Here is a 16,610-nt window from a genome sequence, read left to right as displayed (position 1 = left end):
ATGAGTCTAAAAATGATTAAATTTCCACTCATATTATCATACTTTTTGGCAGTCAGAGTTGTCTATAGTGCCCCAGTGCTGTTGTCCAAATTATCTACCTCTGGCACCTGCTGAAAAGGTCCCTTTAACATTATGAATAGAATTTTTGCGGCCAATGGTGCTGGTTGTGTAGTACTTTGCCTGTTATTCGTACTAAGAGCAAGTGTACCTGCTTTTGCGCAAACCCCGGGCCCGTCTGATGTGGACGAGATGTTGAATAAGAGAATGGATCTTTCGGTGCCTAACAAATCATTAAAAGCCATCTTTAAGCTGATCAGTTCCACGACCGGCTTACACTTTATTGCTTCCACAAATCAGCTGGATGTAACGGATCATTATTCCATTTATGTCAAAGATTTTTCAGTAACACAAATATTAATTGAATTATTGGGGCGCCAGGGTTTTACCTGGACGTCCAGAGGAAATATGGTGGTGTTTAGCCGGTCAGGCCCGTTGATACCACTGCCGCCAAATTCGATTGCAAAGAAAATGTCCAGCAAATTAAATACCGTAACGGGCATTGTAATGGATGAGAAAGGAACGGTGTTACCGGGAGCAACTGTGAGAATTAGCGGGACTAACGTAGGCGGAACGACGGATGAGACGGGAAGATTTAATCTTTTAACAGAGAAGGAAGACCTGATTTTATATACTACTTACACGGGGTATAGACCTTTGGAGATGTCGGCCAATGTGGATGATTCCGTCAGGATAAAATTAGTGCTGGCCAATAATGTACTGGATGAAACGGTGATCATGGCGTATGGTAGTACGACCCGGAGAACGAATACAGGCAGCATTGGGAAGGTATCTTCCAGTGAGATTTCCAGGCAGCCGGTAGTGAATTTGTTAGGGGCTTTGGAAGCCAGGATTCCCGGATTGGTAGTAGCGCCATCCAGTGGCGTGAATGGCACAAGTTTTACAGTGCAGATCAGGGGTAGGAATTCTTTTGCGAATGGTTCAGATCCTTTGTATATCATAGATGGGGTGCCTTATATTTCAAGTAAGGCCATCAACCTGTTGGGATCGATTGCTGTGCAAAATTTTGATGCGGGCGGCATTAGTCCGTTTAATAATCTGAATAAGGAGGATATTGAGAGCATAGAGATTTTGAAAGATGCGGATGCAACGGCGATTTATGGAAGCAGGGGGGCGAATGGGGTAATATTGATAACGACTAAGAGAGGGAAAGAAGGAAAACCGACTTTACAATTGAAATTGGGTAGATGGATGGGAAAGGTGCCTGGTATGGGGAATTTATTGTCGAAAGACCAATATATGGCGATGCGGAAGGAGGCGTTTGCAAATGATGGGATTACGCCGGATAATCAGGAAGGGAGCGCAGGATATGCACCTGATTTGTTGCTCTGGAATCAGAACAGGAGTCAGGATTGGCAAAAGATGATTATTGGTGGAACGGCCAATTTAACCAACCTGAATTTGGCGCTGAGTGGTGGCAGTAAGGTGTTTCAGTATCGGTTGAGTGGAAGTTTGCTGAAGGGGACATCTGTTTTTCCGGTGGATATGCCTTATTGGAGAGGCACGGCGGATGTGTCGTTGACTTATTTGTCTAAGAATAAGCGGTTGAGTGCGGACGTGAGTGGAAAGTATGGGAAGGATAGGAATGAGATGTTTAATGGTACCTTATTGGGAACAGTGGCGCCACCTAATGCACCTGGTCCGAAGGATGAGAATGGAAAGTTGGTATGGGAAGAGAACGGGGCGGAGTTTAGTAATCCTTTCGCGGATTTGTATAAGAAGTATACTATTAAGACAGGGAATGTGTTGGGAAGCATGAAATTGGGATACAGGATTGTGGATAGTTTGAGATTCCTGCTGTCGACAGGGATAAACAGGTATAGGGATAACGAGAATTCACAGGTGCCAACTTTTTCGATGAACCCGAATACAGATTCAGCGTCTACGGGTTCGGCAAGGTTTGGAATGCAGGAGATTAAGAGTTATATCATAGAGCCACAGCTAGATTATGTGAGGACGTTTGGATTTGGAAAGCTGAATGCGTTGGTGGGGGCTACATGGCAGTATAGTTCTAATAGGAATATGGCGATAAATGGTAGTGGGTATACGGATGATGGCAGGTTGGATGATATTTCGGCAGCGGCTACAACATCTATTCTAAGTAATTATTCCTCAAAATACAAGTATGCAGCCTTATTTGGACGTTTGATCTACAACTATAAGAACCGGTATATTTTGAATTTTTCAGCTAGAAGAGATGGCTCAAGTCGTTTTGGACCTGGAAAGAGATGGTCCAATTTTGGGTCTATAGGTGGTGCATGGTTATTTGGTAACGAAGATTTTGTAAAGAATAATGTAGGATTTTTAGACTATGGAAAGTTGAGAGGAAGTTATGGTATAACAGGTAATGACCAGATTGGAGATTACCGCTACCTGGATACATGGTCCTCTAATATTAACGCTAATCCATACCAGGGTATTATACCATTAACCCCTGATGCGCTGTTAAACTCTAATTTTTCATGGGAAAGAAGTAAGAAAATGGAAACGGCCATTGAGTTAGGATTTTTAGATAATAAGTTAATTACAACTATCGCTTATTTTCAAAATACCAATGATAGACAAATTATTGCCTATAGACTCCCTGCTCAAACCGGTTTTATGAATGTTATAAAGAATGAAGGAGTAGTGGTGAAAAATTGGGGCTGGGAGTTTGAAATGACGGCAGATGTACTGAGGACCCCGCATTTTAACTGGAGGTTGAATGCAAATATTACCGTTCCCCAAAATAGGTTGATTGCATTTCCTGATTTGGAAAACTATGACTATTCCTTGCATTATTCTATAGGATATCCGCTGAATGTATTGAAGCTTTATCATAATGCCGGTGTAGACAAAGCAAATGGACTATATAAGTTTGAAGATGTTAATAAAGATGGAACATTAAGTTACTATGATTATCAAAATGTAGGAGATCTGGATCCTAAATTTTATGGCGGTATAGGAAACACTTTTCAATGGAAAGGTCTTAGGTTGGATATCTTCCTGACATTAAGAAAACAGACAGTGCCTGATTATTTTTACGCTGCTTTCGTCAACTATATGTCTCCGGGAATGTTAGGTAATCAATCCAGGTTTGTATTAGATCGATGGCAACATGCAGGGGATGAAACGAAGGTGCAACGTTATGTAACGAGCAATGGTGGGGTGCAAAATTATAATATATGGTATTCTGATGCTGTATATGAGAATAATTTCTATTTAAAGGTTAAAAATATTTCATTGACTTATTCCTTAAATGCAGACCTGGTAAAGAAAATGAAATTGTCTGGTTTAAGATGTTATTTACAGGGCCAAAATCTTTTCACACTGACACACTATAAAGGATTAGATCCAGAGACGCCATATTATTTTTCACTGCCTACATTGAGAATTGTAACTGTAGGATTCGATGTCACTTTATAATAAATTCCAGGAGATGAAAAAGTATGTTGTAATACTGCTAGCCATCTGGGGCATAGGTTGTAATAAATTAATTGATGTGGGCGACCCGGATAATAGTGTGATTGGAAAAAACGTGTTTTCACATGACACATCAGCATTGTCTGCTATGAGTGGTGTCTATTCAAAAATAATGGTGTCTTTTCCCAATATATTAAATGGAGGGTTATCTATTAGCGCTGGTTTGTCTGCTGATGAAATACTGCCGGGTAGTCCGACCAATACTATGCAGGAATTTTATACTAATTCAATATCCATAACAAGCTCCTTTAATAGAGTATATTTATGGTATTATGGATATGGATTGATTTACCAGACGAATGCTATCATTGAGGGAATCACCAATAGCAAATCTATTTCAGCAGATGTAGGTAACCAATTGTTGGGCGAGTCTTATTTTATAAGGTCTCTTATTTACTTTCAGATGATTCAGCTGTTTGGGGATGTTCCCTTTGTTACTTCGACAAATTATGAGGCAAATGCAAAATTGAAGAGAACCTCTACCAGTGTTATTTTTTCACAGATAAAGCAGGATTTGGTGAAAGCAACAGGATTGTTGAAGGAAACCTATCCAAGTAGCAGAAGAGTGAGAGTCAATAAATGGGCCGCTAAAGCATTGCTTGCAAAATTATACCTGTACGAAGGAGATTGGGTAGATGCAGAAAGTGCTTCTTCGCAGGTTATTAATGCCGGTTCTTATGAATTGGAACATGATCTTAACCGGGTATTTCTTTTAGATAGTAAAGAAGCTATTTTACAGTTTATGCCTACAGAGAGTGGTTATAATACATCAGAAGGTGCACAATATGTACCGAGCCTCACTGGAACGTCATTGCCTCAGTATGAAATATCAGATTATTTACTAAGTGTATTTGAAACAGGTGATAAAAGACAAGTGAACTGGATTGGCAGGAAAAAAGTGAACGGAACCACTTATACCTTTCCATACAAATATAAATTACGGGTGAACTTTAGTTCTACATATACAGTAAGTGAATATACAATGGTACTTCGTCTGGCTGAGCAATACCTGGTACGGGCAGAAGCCCGGGCTCATTTAAACGATCTTGACGGGGCAATAGCAGACATTGATAGTATTAGAAACAGGGCCGGATTACCGTTGATTGCTACTACAAATCCAGGTATAGATTATAATGATCTGCTAATAGCCATTCAGAAGGAACGGCAGGTAGAATTATTTACTGAGTGGGGGAACCGTTGGTTCGATCTTAAACGAAATAAAACAGCCACGAGTGTTTTGGTAACCAGAAAACCATCATGGAAGGATACTGATACATTATACCCAATCCCTGATACAGAAATAAAGTTAAATGGAAATCTAACGCAAAATCCTGGATATAATTAGTAAAAAGCACCTGTAACACAGGTGCTTTTTAGCTAATAAATTAATTAGATCTGGTAACTATCAGATTAGCATTGTCAAGTGCTCTTAAACAAAATATACCTGAACCAGGGCAGTTATTTTCAGCATTAGCTGTCGTTCCATATAATACAGTGGTGCCCCCGATGGTAATCCAATAGTGATTATCGGCTCTTGGATCTGGTTTTGTTTTTGTCGCGTATGCTGCTCCCACACCAATTAAAGCAGCCAGCGCTGCGAATGCTAATTTCATTTTGTTCATAAGATTAAATGTTTAAAGTGACAGAAAAAAAGACGCTCAGGCTGTAATCAGCATCAGGCATATCTATCCCGCCGTAAATAACTTACGAACCGTGACAGTTAACTGCTGCTAATACACTTTTATTGGTTACCGGGAGAATGTCTTTATCTTCCTGATCAGTAGAAGAGCAATAATTCCTACAGATACAAAAAATAAATTAAAATAAAGATGCTGTACCCATGTGAACTGAACAATGGCGCCACCACATGAGCAGGGTATTTCACCAAAATATCTTAACTCTACAAGGATGATATAACCTGTAAATAGTATCATCATCCCCGTCGCGATCTTCAACCCTATAAATCGGGTCTTCTCCAACATCAACAACAATGATACACATAACTCGGTAAAAGGGATCCCCCATACCAACAGGGGCAAAACCTGGTGCGGAAACGGCTGCTTATGCATCTGGGAGACAAATACATTAAACTCCATCCACTTACTTACAGCTGCATACACAAACATTGTAATAAACAGTAGGCATACTGCATTAAAGAACAGTGTTCTAGTTTTCATAGTCTAATTTTATACCAGTTCTATCTTCTCCGGTATATCTCCTGTCTTTAATAAGGTTATTATTGAGGAAAGTGAAGGTCTGTTGACCGGGTCAGGATCCAGGCAATTAATTACTACTTCCAGTAAAACTGCTTCCAATCCTGCATTCACCAGTGCATTATAAATATTTCCTGAAAAACTCTCCTGGTCAGCCGGGTTCAAAATCATAAATGCTAATACAACTCCTAACGAATAAATATCATCTTCAACCCGCGGCTGCTCGCTTTGCCTTTGCTGTGGCGACATGAACACCATCGTTCCATATCCGAACGGTGGATCAGGTGTACCCGCCGGCATATAATATGCTAACTCAAAATCCAGCAGGTATACTTTATCTTCCCGGATTATAAAATTATTTATCTGGATATCCCGGTGCAAATATCCCAGTTCATGTAATCGTGCAATGGTTTCCGTTATCTGCAAAAAATAACTTAAAATCCTGGCTTTGTCCATCACCCCCAATTCCCGCCAGATGCGGGTCTGGTATACATCCCGCAGTTGCTCCGGCAATACCTGCCCGTTTATATAACTCGTCACTAAATAATGATCTTCCCCCTTACTGCAAAAATCTATTACCTGCGGCACAGGCAATTCATGTTGTATCGCTTCCAGCACCGATTTTTGCCAGAATAATTTATGTACCGATTCCCTGCCATACCTGTCTATATATGATGCAGCTCTCGCCTGCTTAATAATACAATGTGAAAATGCAAACTGCTTTATATTCACCCCCAGGTAGATATCTCCCTTGGGATTGAACCTTAATAACTTAACAGGAATATAGTATTTACCGATAATCCCTTTGCGCCGCTTATTACGGTATGCTGCAGGTATATGATAGGAAATACCTGTATCTAATGCCGTGTATAACACCTTGCCTATACGAAGACTATCATAAGGCGTAATACCCTGAAATGCACCGGTCACTTTTTCCAGCTCCCGGGCCAGTTGCCTGGCCTGTTTTGCATGACACGGATAGATCACAATAACCTTCCCCGCATCTTTAATGCCCAGCGTCAATCCATTACTCTGATCCACCAGCCTGTCGTTTTTCAACAACCGGTAAGATACCGCATACTCCTTTAATAAGGGAAGCACCTGATGTAATAAAGATTGAGCCTGCTGTGAAAGCACAGAGATGTACAAGACAAAGTTATTCCGCGATTCACAATCGCCTACCTCCAGCCAATGCTCACATTCCTGGTAAGGTATACCATATAATGACAGATCGCTTGCAAACTCTTTTACTTCATGCATAAAGGATACCCCATTGTGCAGTTGAAAAACTGGCATACCAGCTAATGTCTAACAGTTATTTAATAGCAGTCTAAAATTAGTTATTTCCCGTCCTGCGCGCGTTTACAGGTACTTATAAAGTGGTTTTAAATATCATGGATATAAGAATAAAGTAAAATCACGTTATCCGCTGAGTATAGAAATTAGCTGTTTTTTGTCCCCATTTTGAAATATTAGTCGAAAGACCAATAGTATGGAATTTATAACAGACACTTTGTAAAAATGTTCGGGAATGTTTATGAAATTTTTTTTCATGAATTGTTTTTTATGATAATATAACTATTAATCTAATTTTCCCCGGCTGTAGGGTTTTTTGAAGCATTTTCTGCTAACTGACAGGAATACACACTTTTAGGTAATGTTGTCTTGATGTAGCTGGCTCATAATCAAGGCAAAATCAAGGTATAACTACAGCTCAACTATAGTGTAACCAGTATATTATAAGTACACCAAAAGGGTACCAAAAGAGCACCTTAATATCCAAAAGGATATTGAGGTGCTCTTTTGGTGCCGGGTTGATGACAAGTTGGTAGTGAAGCCACACTATGGCCCTGATAATCCCCAACTGGAATCCGCAGAATGGCAATGCAGTAGAGAGACAAAAAAAATGAGGAAGTAATCACTTCCTCAATTGCGTAGGTGGAAAACCAAATAACTTTTTGAATGTATAACTAAAGTGCGACAAGTCTTCAAACCCTACTTCCAGGTATACATCCGAAGGGCGCTGTCCCTGCTTGTCTATTAAGAAATAAGCTTCCTTCAGCCGCTTCTGTAGCAACCAGCGGCCGGGTGTATCATTAAATACCCTCTTGAAATCCTGCTTGAACGCCGTTAAACTTCTGCCTGTGAGATAAGCAAACCGCTGAATCGCAACATTGAAACGAAAGTTCCTGTTCATATAAGCCTCCAGGTCTATCTTTGCAGGTATACCAAAATCAAATAGGATATTCTCTAACCCTGGATTGGCTTTTAGTAAAATAGTTAATAACCGTTCCCTCGTTGTACTATCTTCCTCCTGTAGAAATAATTGAGGAATAAGATCCGTCTTGTTCAAATGAATAAATACATCATTGGATACATAGGTGTTACTGCTCACTGCATGCTTTTGTTGATACGCTTTCAGAAATGCTTCATCAAAAATTACAACGATCTTTTCAAATACACCCTCGTCTTTTTGCTTGTTATACCTGGCCAGATGATTTTTACGGACCATGCAATATTGACCAGGCCATAAAGCATAGCTTTTATGGCCATCAAATCCCTCCATTTTTCCCTTCAGTAAGTAAATAAAGAAATGTTCCGCAATAAATGCTTCCGGTGAAATGTGAGGACCAATGTAACAAGACTTGATCTGATCGAGTTTCATGAACATCTCCCAATTTACTGAATTGCACCATACTTAACCAGGCTTTCTGCTGCGGCCAATACCGCAGTTTCATTACTGCGGGGATGCCAGCCTAATACCGTCATGGCCTTTTGATTACTGGCATTGCGGTTTATACCCAGCATTGGCGCCACAGCTTTTGCTTTTTGATTGCCTAATAAGGCCGCAAGTTTTATTTTCCAGTCAGCAAGTGGCCGGGTAGAGATCTTAGCACCCACAGCAGGCATCTTTTCTTTTATGAAGTGTGCCATTTGTAACAGGCTCATCGTACCACCCGCCAGTGCCAGAAATCGTTCTCCATTTGCCTGCGAACTTGTCATTGCCCTGATATGCAGATCTGCTACATCCCGTACATCCACAATACCAAGTACCATATTTGGAATCGCTTTCATTGCACCCGTCATAATATTGCGTAATAATTCAAAACCACTGGAAAGGTCCGGGCCTAACGAAGGACCAAAAATCCCCATCGGATTCACCGTACAAAACTCAAGTCCGTTTCCCTGCTGACGAATAAATTGCCAGGCAGCCTGTTCAGCCATCACCTTCGATCTGTTGTAAGCAGAAAGCCCTTTTTCATTGGGATCAGTATAGTCCTGCTCTGTAATCAATGTAGTTGGATCTTTGTGACTGTAGCCTACCGCGCCGAAATTACTGGTCATCACCACCCGTTTTACACCGGCATCCCTGGCTGCTTTCAGTACACGAAGGGTGCCATCCACCGCAGGGCGGATCATTTCGTTGGGATCTTTGGGTACACGAAGAAAAATGGGTGATGCTACATGAAGTACATACTTACAGTCTGCTACTGCTAAAGACCAGTTCGAATCTGCAGTGAGATCGGCTACTACAAACTGAATATCCTGAAAGTTTGTGATACCGCCGGTGCGGAGCATTTCCAGTACCTTATCCTTTTTATCAGGCGTGCGGATAGTGGTTTTTACCTGATAACCCTGCTGTAAAAGTTGAAGTATACAGTGACTTGCTACGAATCCTGTGCCGCCGGTGACGAGTACCTGTTCCATTTTTTTTTATACAAATGTCAGGCGTAAATAAGTTGGCAGCTTTGTTAAAAAGTCATTTTTTAGAAAAGGGGGGCAGGCTACTGCCCCCCCTTTTTGAAACTATTTCTTTACAATCGTTTTTGTTGTGCGGGCGCCATTGGCATCAATGGTTATCATATAAGCACCCTGTGGCAATGCTGAAATATTCAGCGTTTCGCCGGATTGTACCGTTCTTGCCGGCATTACCTGCCTGCCCTGTAAATCAAAGATGGCCACCTTCGCCCGTGCGGCGTTAAATTGCAGGTGAACATCGTTAGACGTAGGGTTGGGGTAGATGAGCACCCTGGTGGGGATAGTAGCAGGTTGTACAGCTGCTACACGTGCTGTAGTGCTAAGACCGGTTGTATACAGTTGGTTCGTTGGAACAATCTCTTTTACCTGGGAACTACCGGACCAGGACAGCTTTGCATTCGCACCGCCATAGTCTTCAAAGTATTCCATCTTAAAGTCGTATTGCTGACCCGCAGTCAACGCAATTGTACCACTGTATTCAATATCCCAGTCATTAATCCATTTGTCTATCACCAGTTGGTTATTGATCCATAAGCGTCGGCCATTATCGCTGGTAATATAGAAGGTGTAAGTATCTGTGTAACGGGGCTCAATCTTACCCGTCCAGCGGATAGAGGTATGATCTGTTGTAAGGCCGGGAGCAGGAGCGCCTTCACCCCAGTCGAAATTGATATTTGGATCTATCCGGGAAACTTTCAGCGTATCGAAGTTCATACCATTATAATAGTTACCGGTGAGGCCGTTGCCATTACCCACAGTAGCGCCTTTGTACAATTGCCACCTGGAAGACAACTGGCCAGTATCTGTTCTTTGTACCAGCCTGGCTTCGGCAGCTGTGCTTTCATTTTCGATGGAAATGACTTTTCCGCTCAGCACGTTGATAAACTTGTAATAACCACTATCTGCAGCAATGGCAATGAATTGCTGATTGGTAGCATGTTGATCTGTATATTGCCAGATGTATGCATTGTCTGCCGTACTGGAATTGGCCACATCCAGCACTTTGGCACTATGGTAGGCGGTAATGGAATAGATACCATCGCCTATGTGTTTGAATGTGAAGGTCTGGTTCGCCGCACCGGTAGGTGTCCACAATTGCAGGCTCGCGCCATTGCCTGTGCCGGTAAGACCACCCCTTACATCCATGTAATAGTTGCTCTTTACATTTCTTAGGGTATAAGACCCGGCGAGGTTGGGGTCACCGTTAGCCCGTATCCGTAAGGAACTGAGTTTGTCATTCCAGCTGTTCAGGAATGCTGTATCACGGGTGAGTACCAGGCTGTCGCCACCAAATCCATCATCCCAGTAGAGCACTGCTTTGTAACCTTTGGCAATCTTTACTGAAGTCACCTCGTCATTATTGATGCCCTTTAAATTCAGACCGGATAATTTATAAGAGCCGATATTAAACCCGGCATGGAAGCCGGCATAATTAATATCCTGGTAAAGCGTAACCGGGCCTGAACTGGTATCCGGTCTGCTGAACAATTGTGCCGCAGGAACGATCTGTTTGGATTGGGAAGCACTTTCCCAGGAGAGGTGACAGAAAGCATCGCCTACACCTTCGCCATATTGCAGTTCAATATTGTACTTCTGACCGGCTGTCAGTGCAATAGTACCTGTGCGGGTATATGCCCCCTGTGTTTCATAATCGTTGATGATGGTCTGTCCATTTACAATGAGCTTTACACCATCATCTGAATAACAGGAAAAGGTATATGTTTCAGAATACAATGGCTGAATTTGTCCGGACCATTTCACAGAGAAATTGTTATACCCCAGGTACTGACTGTTAGGAGAGAGGTTTGCCCAATCTGCATCTATGTTCTGGTTAAACAGGGTATACTTCAGTGTATCCTGGTGATAACCACCATAGAAATCAGCACGCAGGCCATTGCCCTGCCCCACATTCAGCCCTTTGATATTCTTGCGGATAAGCCATACAAATTCATCGGGAGATACTACCCGTACGTTACTATTCAGTCGGTTGATACAATCAATCACATCGTCTACACTTCTATCCCATACATGTACGGAGATGAGGCTATAGCCATCCTGTGAGTTGATATTGGTAGATGCTGCATTGAGGGTATTGGCCAGCGAAGCCGGAGAGGACAAGGTACCCCACAGGGTATATCTGCCACCGATAGAAGGCTTATCCTTGTACCAGTCTATTTGTCCGGCCCTGCCTGTGTAGTTGGCGCCATAACTGTAGTAAAAGAGTGCGTCGATATTGTCCTGCTTCAGGTAAGGAGTAGGATCGTTGTCGCTGTCGTCTGCATCGATGATGTTTACAATGCGCAGGTCTGCCTGCTTCATGTATTTATTGAGCAGGTTACACTCGGTGGTGAGGTCAGCATCAGGTACACGACCGGGGAAGTAATAGCCCCTGCCTGAAGGGCCGGCAATGAGCACATTGCGGCCATCGGGTGTGGTGAGACAGTTATCAACGTACTTCTCGTACATGAGTGGTGCGGCTTCAGACAAAGACGGGGAAATGGTCCAGCCGAGGTTCACGTGGCCACGGTTAGGGTTTGCCCAGTTGTTGGTATTGTCTGAGGTGCCGAGCAGCCATTGCAGGTTGTCGCCATCTGTAATTACAAAGCACACGGTGTGCACATTTGGCACTACTTCGTATGGTTTGATGGCAGGCTTTTGGTGAAAGCCATCTTTTTTGGGTGGAATCTGGGAGAGCGCAGACATATTCGGTGCCCAGTCAGATGGGAGTATCAATGCGGAGTGCAGGGATAGCTGTTCTACCGTATTGTACTCTGAAGGCCCCCATCCAAAGTAAGCAGCGCCTTTGTTCATGCGGTTGTACACATTGCTGGCCAGTACACCGGTGACAGTGTCAGACCAGAACTGAAAGGCTTTGCTGTAAGTGGAAAAATCGCCCATGTAGTAGACCCGGTCGTCAGAACTTTGCTGGTAGGTAGCCACATTTTTGTTGAAAAGACTACCATAATTGGCGAGTACCCAGGCTTCGTCATGGGTGGTAACATCCAGTAATTTAGTGAGGCCGGCGTTAATGGCTTCAGATTCGATGTCAGTTGGAATGGCGACTGCATTCATCACACCGGCCAGTGAGATGGCTGCATTCGTGGATTTGTCTTTTGGGTTACAAAGGATGTAACCTGCCAGGCGATTGGCATAGTGTGCCAGCAGACCGGCGAAGTTGTTGTAGTACGTGGTATTGGTCTTAATACCAGCGTTTTCTACGAGTGTACGGTGACCATAGGTGTCTCTCAGAATTTCAGGTTTCGTCTGGGCTATGACGCCTTGCAGGGTTTGGAGGGCGATTTTTTCAGAGGCAGACATGTTTTCTGAGGTGACGAAGAGGCTATCGGGTACGGCAGATAACGTGAATGGGCTGCCGGCTACACGGGGCGGTTTTCGTTGTGCCTGTGTAGAGAGGACGGATAGCAGGAACACCAGGGGGAATAGGTAACGTGTTTTCATGATGGAGCGGGTTTTTGTTTGGAAATAAGAGTACTTGACGTGAAAGCGTTCTCATTATGTAGAATGATAGGTAGATCGTGGAATTGGGTTAGTGTCTCTTACAGCACGGGACTAAGATATGTTTTGTTCAGGGAATTTGCAAGGCATTGATTTTTGTACTTGGCGGTTTGTTTTTTATTGATAATTTTGTGTAGATTGTTGTAATGAGTAGTCGGGCAAAAATGTCTAATATACATTATGTATATCCTTTATTTGTTCAATGAGTATAATACCCAATCTTCATATTTAAATATTTAATTTCCCTACTATGAAATCAATTTTGTTGGTTTTAGCCCTTATGTGTTCTTTCGCATTGTCTGTTCGGGCGCAATATTATAACGATGTCGTTTCAATACACTTTAATGCACCGCAAAATGTTAATGGCGTAAAGATTAAGACGAATATACCTTTTGTTAACAGTACTGCAATGCCTACTATCATGATAGAAGGGTATGATTATGGTTCTGGAAACAATCTTAACCTGATGATGACCTGGTATGTAATTTCTGATAGGTTTAACAAATCATGTGTTTCTACGGCTGGTTCTGTGAATCCACCTATTACACTTGCGAATGAGAATGGTAAGGTCTCAATTTTTATGGATTATAAACCGTATTTTATGCGTTTCCATGTCCGTGCTTATGCAAAAGGATTATCGAAGGATTCAGCTGTTTATTATACTAATTGGTCAGTGGTGGATTCAGCACTGATACCTGAGGCGGCCAATGTTACAAGTGTAGCTTATAAAAATGTATTTGAGGGAACAGTATACCTGCCTGATAGTATTACAGCTACCAATACTGGTAGGTTGGGGATAAATACATTGACTCCTAAAGTTCCACTGGATGTGGCAACAGAAACTACTGATACCATTTCCGCTGTATTGGGTAGATTACCAAATGCGAATACTGTAGGGGATGGTACTTACCTGGGTGTGAAGGCTTATAAGGCGAATACAATCAATATACCAATGTTTGGTTTGATCAGTAAATATGGTGGTGTACTGAATTGTGGTGTGATCTTTAATAGAGGTGGGACAACGTCAGCATCAACAACAGGTGGTTACCTTACGTTTCTGACAAATAATGGTACAGAAAAGATGCGTTTGGATTCAGGTGGTAACCTCCTGATTGGTACGACTACCACCAGTACTTTTAAACTAGCAGTAGCTGGTACAATAGGCGCAAAGAAACTCACCATCACCCAATCTGGCTGGGCAGATTACGTATTCCAACCAGATTATAAACTACCTACCTTAGCAGAAGTAGAAACACACATAAAAGAAAACCACAAATTACCAGAAATCCCCTCTGAAAAAGAAATCTCAGAAAAAGGACTGGACATAGCCGAAATGCAAAAACTACAAATGCAGAAGATAGAGGAACTCACTTTGTACCTGATCGAAGAGCACAAGGCGAATGTAAAATTACAAGCGGAAGCAGCAAAACAACAATTACAAATACAGAAGATAGAAGAACTAACTTCATTCCTGATTGAAGAACACAAGAATAATTTAAAATTACAACAGGAAGTAGCTGAACTAAAAAAGAAATTAGAAAATAAGTAACTAAACGGGAGCCAGTCAATATTTCGACCAGCTTCCTGCTAAACAATATTCTTTACTCATTGTACCCACGCGGTAATGTTCCTTTCCTGTGTGTTGTAGAATGTCGATTTTCATTACCTGCCAGATCTTATTAAAGAAGAAGGGATAGCGGAAGCATTGATTTTTTTACTTGCAACTTTCCTTTTTATTGATAATTTTGTGCGGGTGGTGGTAAAATTAAACGACCTAAGTGCTTGCCATTCATTGTTATATTAGGATCGTGAATCCAGTTTTTGTATTTAATTATTAATATCCCTACTATGAGATCAATTTTGTTGGTTTTAGCCCTTATGTGTTCACTTGCATTGTCTGTTCGGGCGCAATATTATGACGTTCTTTCAGTGAGTCTAAATACGCAGCTTACCAACGGTATAAAGATCAAAACGAATATCCCTTTTCAGAACAGTGTTGCTATGCCTACTATCATGATAGAGGGTTTCGACTATAATAAGGGTGCTGGTGGTCCTGTCGACCTGAAATTGACCTGGTATGTACTTTCTGATAAGTTTTACAGTGCATTTGTTTCTGCTGGTGGTGCGCTGAATCCACCTGTTACGCTTGCAAACGAGAATGGAAAGATCTCAATTTTCCTGAATTATAAGGCGTATTATTTGCGCTTCCATATCGGTGCATTTGCAAAAGGATTACCGAAGGATTCAGCAGTTTATTATACTAACTGGACAGTAGTGGATTCAGCACTTATTCCTGAGGCTACCGTTGTGACCAGTGTACCTTATAAAAATGCATTTGCAGGAACCGTATACATGATTGATAGTGTTGCAACTAACGGTCCGAAATTGGGAATAAATACAACAAGTCCCAGAGCGTCCCTGGATGTGGCAACTACCATCACTGATACCATTACATCAGTGTTGGGCAGATTACCCGATGGAAATTCAGCAGGAGATGGTACTTTCCTTGGGGTGAAGGCATATAAAGCGAATACGTATAATATACCCATGTTTGGTTTGATCAACAAGTATGGTGGATACACGAACTGCGGAATAATCTTTAATAGAGGACAGATAACAGGTGGCTACCTCACGTTTCTCACAAATAATGGTACAGAAAAAATGCGTTTGGATTCAGGTGGTAACCTGCTGATCGGCGTTAAAACAGCTGGTAGTTACAAACTAGCAGTAGCAGGCACCATTGGTGCAAAGAAACTCACCATCACCCAATCCGGCTGGGCAGATTACGTATTCAATCCCGATTATAAACTACCTACCTTAGCAGAAATAGAAACGCATATAAAAGAAAACCATAAACTACCAGAAATCCCCTCTGAAAAAGAAATCTCAGAAAAAGGTCTGGACATAGCCGAAATGCAAAAACTACAAATGCAAAAAATAGAAGAACTCACCCTCTACCTCATTGAAGAACACAAAGCAAATGTGAAACTACAACAGGAAGTAGCTGAATTAAAAAAGAAACTAGAAAACAAATAAATAAAAAAAGCCGGGCAATAACATCGCCCGGCTTTTTACTAAACAACACCTCTTATCTTCTCCAACAACAAAGGTACACACCCCTCAATCTCTTCTGTCAACTCCATCCCCTGCTGTTGTATACTCTCAATACTCACCACAAACAAATACAACTCCGGCATCCTATCCAACAACTGCAACGCACTTACCAAATCCTTCAACCCTATATCATGTGCACTGATCTCCGGCGGAAAATCACTCGCATACTTTGGCTGGATACACCTGATAGAACCCGGTTGCAACCCATCCAAAGTCGCATCCACCAATATCACCCTTTCATACTGCTCAAAATATTCCAGCAAATGAAACCCACCCGTTCCGCCATCCACCACATCCACCTCCGGCATCTCTCCCGATGCCTCCAACCGTTGCGCCACATGCACACCAACGCCTTCATCTCCCATGAGATAATTCCCAACTCCTGCATCGATTCGTCGACTGCGCTCTCACCCTCCAGCACAGTGCCATCTACAGGAACCTTCTCGCCTGGCCGGACACGCAGATGAT

General features: G+C 42.1%; 11 protein-coding genes. 4 read left to right on the top strand and 7 right to left on the bottom strand.

Annotated features, from left to right (window positions below; all coding sequences use genetic code 11):
- The first annotated feature begins 132 nt into the window (after positions 1 to 132).
- Both ABDW16_RS25300 and ABDW16_RS25295 read left to right on the top strand, forming a co-directional pair.
- On the top strand, positions 133 to 3,483 hold the full coding sequence (locus ABDW16_RS25300) for a SusC/RagA family TonB-linked outer membrane protein (RefSeq protein WP_343673649.1): 3,351 nt from the start codon (positions 133 to 135) through the stop codon (positions 3,481 to 3,483).
- A gap of 13 nt (positions 3,484 to 3,496) precedes the next feature.
- Complete coding sequence (locus tag ABDW16_RS25295; RefSeq protein ID WP_343673647.1) at positions 3,497 to 4,885, top strand: RagB/SusD family nutrient uptake outer membrane protein; 1,389 nt, start codon at positions 3,497 to 3,499, stop codon at positions 4,883 to 4,885.
- A 40-nt stretch (positions 4,886 to 4,925) separates the two neighbouring features.
- Here the strand turns inward: ABDW16_RS25295 and ABDW16_RS25290 are convergent, their stop codons facing one another.
- The 6 genes from ABDW16_RS25290 to ABDW16_RS25265 form a co-directional block, all read right to left on the bottom strand.
- Positions 4,926 to 5,162: a hypothetical protein gene (locus tag ABDW16_RS25290; RefSeq protein ID WP_343673646.1), complete on the bottom strand. Its 237-nt coding sequence runs from the start codon at positions 5,160 to 5,162 to the stop codon at positions 4,926 to 4,928.
- A gap of 126 nt (positions 5,163 to 5,288) precedes the next feature.
- Entirely contained in the window at positions 5,289 to 5,717 is a 429-nt protein-coding gene (locus ABDW16_RS25285) for a MauE/DoxX family redox-associated membrane protein (RefSeq protein WP_343673644.1), read from the bottom strand.
- A gap of 9 nt (positions 5,718 to 5,726) precedes the next feature.
- On the bottom strand, positions 5,727 to 7,049 hold the full coding sequence (locus ABDW16_RS25280; protein WP_343673642.1) for a protein kinase: 1,323 nt from the start codon (positions 7,047 to 7,049) through the stop codon (positions 5,727 to 5,729).
- A gap of 622 nt (positions 7,050 to 7,671) precedes the next feature.
- A complete protein-coding gene (locus ABDW16_RS25275; RefSeq protein WP_343673640.1) occupies positions 7,672 to 8,418 on the bottom strand; it encodes an AraC family transcriptional regulator in 747 nt (248 codons plus the stop codon).
- Between the two features lie 14 nt (positions 8,419 to 8,432).
- Positions 8,433 to 9,461, bottom strand: a complete 1,029-nt coding sequence (locus tag ABDW16_RS25270) for an aldehyde reductase (RefSeq protein WP_343673638.1) — start codon at positions 9,459 to 9,461, stop codon at positions 8,433 to 8,435.
- A gap of 99 nt (positions 9,462 to 9,560) precedes the next feature.
- Positions 9,561 to 12,971 carry a PA14 domain-containing protein gene (locus tag ABDW16_RS25265; RefSeq protein WP_343673636.1) on the bottom strand — a complete coding sequence of 1,137 codons (3,411 nt, stop codon included), beginning with the start codon at positions 12,969 to 12,971 and terminating at the stop codon, positions 9,561 to 9,563.
- 466 nt (positions 12,972 to 13,437) lie between these two features.
- Between ABDW16_RS25265 and ABDW16_RS25260 the strand changes: the two genes are divergently transcribed.
- Both ABDW16_RS25260 and ABDW16_RS25255 read left to right on the top strand, forming a co-directional pair.
- Complete coding sequence (locus tag ABDW16_RS25260) at positions 13,438 to 14,577, top strand: hypothetical protein (protein WP_343673635.1); 1,140 nt, start codon at positions 13,438 to 13,440, stop codon at positions 14,575 to 14,577.
- Between the two features lie 299 nt (positions 14,578 to 14,876).
- Positions 14,877 to 16,064 carry a hypothetical protein gene (locus ABDW16_RS25255; protein ID WP_343673634.1) on the top strand — a complete coding sequence of 396 codons (1,188 nt, stop codon included), beginning with the start codon at positions 14,877 to 14,879 and terminating at the stop codon, positions 16,062 to 16,064.
- Positions 16,065 to 16,102: 38 nt separating this feature from the next.
- Here ABDW16_RS25255 and ABDW16_RS25250 read toward each other — a convergent pair whose 3' ends face one another.
- Entirely contained in the window at positions 16,103 to 16,534 is a 432-nt protein-coding gene (locus ABDW16_RS25250; protein ID WP_343673672.1) for a hydrogenase maturation protease, read from the bottom strand.
- Positions 16,535 to 16,610: the final 76 nt, after the last annotated feature.

It is taken from the genome of Chitinophaga sp., from assembly GCF_039596135.1.
Taxonomy (GTDB): Bacteria; Bacteroidota; Bacteroidia; order Chitinophagales; family Chitinophagaceae; genus Chitinophaga.
The sequence above is the reverse complement of the archived record's forward strand: the minus strand, read 5'-3'. Positions and strand labels throughout refer to the sequence as shown.